Genomic DNA, 3,089 nt, shown 5'->3' with positions numbered 1-3,089 from the left:
TCCCGTTGATTTGTTCTTGATTGAGTTAAGGCTACTGATCGAAATGGGCGGAGCCGGATCGCTCCAAAAGCTGCCGGTACAACATGACAATCTTGTCTTGCACCTCGGATTGGCTCAGGTGATCTGTGTCGATCAAGATGGCATCGGGGGCAGGCCGCAAGGGAGAGATGAGCCGTTCGCTGTCGCGGCGATCCCGCTGCTCGATTTGCGCCTTCAATTCTTCAAGGGGTACCATTTGCCCTTGGGCTTGGAGTTGGTGTTGCCGACGCTGCGCCCGCTCCCCAACAGAAGCGGTCAAGAAAACCTTCAGCTCTGCATCAGGAAAGACGTGGGTGCCGATATCCCGCCCCTCCAAGACAGCACCGCCATCCCGGCCAATGCTGCGTTGCCGCTTCACCAGCTCCTGGCGTACTCCCGGCACTGCCGCCACGTGAGAGACCCAGCGGGTCACTTCCGGAGAGCGAATGGCCTGGGTAATTTCTTCGCCATCGGCCCAGATGCGGGTCGGCTCTGTCGAAGAGGTGCCACTTTGCAGGGTGAGCTGGGTTTGGGCGGCCAGTTGGGTGAGTTGCTCGGCATCGTCCAAAGGGATCCCCCGTTGCAGTGCCAGCCAGGTGATGGCCCGATACATGGCTCCGGTATCCAAGTAGAGCAGTTGCAGTTGGGCTGCCACTGCCCGCGCCACGGTGGATTTTCCGGCTCCAGCCGGGCCGTCGATGGCAATCAGCGGGCGACGCGGGGGAGAGGTCGTGCCGGAAGAGGGCGGTGCCGCATGCTGGACTCTCTCCGGCGAGGGATCCCCTTGCTCTGGGGAAAGGAGCAGGTTGTCGATCAGGCGAGTCTGCCCCACATAGGCAGCAATGGCCAGCAGGCCCTTGTCTTCCACCCGCGGCAGCGGTTGCAGCGTTTGGGGATCCACCAATTCCAGGTATTGCAGTTGCAGCTCTGGGGTATGCTCCAGCTCAGCACGGGCGGCGGCAAGGATCCCTTCTGCTGAGGGATCCCCGGCCTGCCAATGGTCATATCCCCGACGCAAGGCCCGGTACAGCCCGGCAGCCACCTGTCGTTCAGCAGCAGAAAGGTAGCGGTTGCGGGAGCTACAGGCGAGGCCATCGGCTTCTCGCACCGTGGGGCAGGGAACAATCGTGGTGGGTATTTGCAGATCCCGAACCAAACGCTGAATGATCGCCAGTTGCTGGGCGTCTTTTTGGCCGAAGTAGGCCCGCTGCGGCTGCACCAGGTTCAGCAGTTGCAGCACAATGGTGGCTACACCGCGAAAGTGGCCAGGTCGGTGGGGGGCGCAGAGGGTCTGCAGAAGGGATTCGGGGGGCATGACCCAGGTGCGGTCGCTTCCGGTTGCGGGGTCGGCTCCCATCTCTTGCGGGTCAGGGGCAAAGACCACATCCACACCTGCTGCCTCGCACAAAGCTCGGTCCCCCTCTTCGTCGCGGGGATAGCGATCCCAGTCTTCGTTGGGGCCAAATTGCAGCGGATTGACGAAAATGCTGACCACCGTGTGGTCACACTCTTGCCGGCAGCGGCGGATTAGGCTGAGATGGCCCTCATGCAGGGATCCCATCGTGGGCACCAAGCCAACTGTGGATCCCCGCCAATCGGCTACCTGCTCCCGCAAAGCAGCAACTGTGCGCAGCCAGTGCATTGCCATGCCACCTCAATCTCTCTCTCCCCTATGGGTTTTCTCCAACCCCCCCAAAGGCTGCTCCTACAGGCCGATCTTGTTGCTGCGTTGATACTGCCTGTAGGCTGCCACGAACAAGCCCGCCAAGGTGACCACCACCATGCCCAAGACGATCCCCAACAAAATCGGCTCGATCACAACACAGACCTCCCAGTTCAAACCTAGATCATGATAAGCCAAGCCCAAACCTATCCTCACCGTTCCTTGCCAAGGAAATCGAGGGGGGATCCCCTAATAAAATGCAGGGGATCCGCGAAGCCGTTGAGATGGCATACCCATAGCCCATGAGGTCAATTGTCTTGTCCGGGGATGGCGGAGACTTGAAGGAGTGCCTGTCCAAACTGGAAGAGCAACTGCGCCCTTTGGCAGACAAGGCCGTTCCCCTGCTGGTGGCGGACTCGCATCCAGTGCAGGTGTGGGCGGCAGTTTTGACCTGCCAACGCTTGGGGATCCCGCTGTTCCTGGGTAATCCCCACTGGGGAGAACGGGAATGGGGACAGGCTTTGGCGGATATGGGATCCGGCTGGTGCTGGCGCCAGGGCCGACTGGAAGGGGATCCCGCCCCCTTGAATCTGCGCCTGCGGGATTTGCGGGAAGCTGTGCCCAGCTCCCATTGGCCGCTGATCGGCATCCCCACGGGTGGCTCCGGCGGCCAAGTGAAATGGGCCCTGCACTCTTGGCTGACCCTCAGTGCCTCGGCCAAAGCCCACCAACAGCACTTTGCCGTCGGGCCTGTACACAGCTATTGCCTTCTGCCCTTGTACCACGTCAGCGGCTTGATGCAGGCAGTCCGCTCCTGGCTGAGCGGTGGGCAGTGGGTTGTCTGGGATTGGAAACGGCAACAGCAGGCCGAGTCTTGGGATCCCCCTCTGCCGGGGAGCTTTCTGTCGCTGGTGCCCACTCAGTTGCAGCGGCTGTTGCTCAGCGCCCATCCGGGAGTTTTGGAGAGCCTGCGCCAATTTCGGGCCATTTTGGTCGGCGGTGGCCCCACCTGGCCCAGCTTGCGGCAACAGGCCCGGCAACTTCACCTTCCCCTTGCCCTCACCTACGGTATGACCGAGACCGCCTCCCAGGTGTGTACGTTACTGCCAGAAGCCTTTTGGCAAGGGAGCGACAGTCTGGGTCGGCCTCTGCCCCACGCCACGCTCCAGATCCGCAGCGAAAAAGGGGATCCCCTGCCCAGCCATGCTGTGGGCTACATTCACATTCAGGCAGAGTCGCTGGCACTGGGCTACTACCCGCACCTAAATGCTACGCACCGCTTGCGCGAAGGGCAACAGCAAGGCTTTACCCCCGGCGATTTGGGCTATCTAGACCGACAGGGATCCCTCTATTGGTTAGGTCGAGCCGATGACCTAATCCTAACCGGCGGGGAAAAGGTGATGGCTGC

The 3,089-nt window shown here is 61.3% G+C and carries 3 protein-coding genes; 1 reads left to right on the top strand and 2 read right to left on the bottom strand.

Annotated elements, in window-relative coordinates:
- Nucleotides 1-31: 31 nt before the first annotated feature.
- Together NW820_RS04685 and petG are read right to left on the bottom strand one after the other, a co-directional pair.
- Nucleotides 32-1,660 (bottom strand): bifunctional pantoate--beta-alanine ligase/(d)CMP kinase, encoded by a 1,629-nt coding sequence (locus NW820_RS04685; RefSeq protein ID WP_414406819.1) that lies wholly within the window; start codon nt 1,658-1,660, stop codon nt 32-34.
- Nucleotides 1,661-1,723: 63 nt separating this feature from the next.
- Nucleotides 1,724-1,837: a cytochrome b6-f complex subunit V gene (petG, locus tag NW820_RS04680; RefSeq protein WP_011433989.1), complete on the bottom strand. Its 114-nt coding sequence runs from the start codon at nt 1,835-1,837 to the stop codon at nt 1,724-1,726.
- A 146-nt stretch (nt 1,838-1,983) separates the two neighbouring features.
- On the opposite strand from petG, the gene NW820_RS04675 reads away from it, so the two are divergent.
- The coding region (locus NW820_RS04675) for an AMP-binding protein (protein ID WP_414406818.1) at nt 1,984-3,089 on the top strand (1,106 nt) is incomplete at its 3' end.

It is taken from the genome of Synechococcus sp. R55.7 (genome assembly GCF_047461955.1).
Lineage (GTDB): Bacteria > Cyanobacteriota > Cyanobacteriia > Thermostichales > Thermostichaceae > Thermostichus.
The sequence above is the reverse complement of the archived record's forward strand: the minus strand, read 5'-3'. Positions and strand labels throughout refer to the sequence as shown.

Coding starts and splice junctions, on each gene's coding strand:
- NW820_RS04685 (WP_414406819.1), bottom strand. CDS start 1,660: ATGCACTGGCTGCGCACAGTTGCTGCTTTGCGGGAGCAGGTAGCCGAT.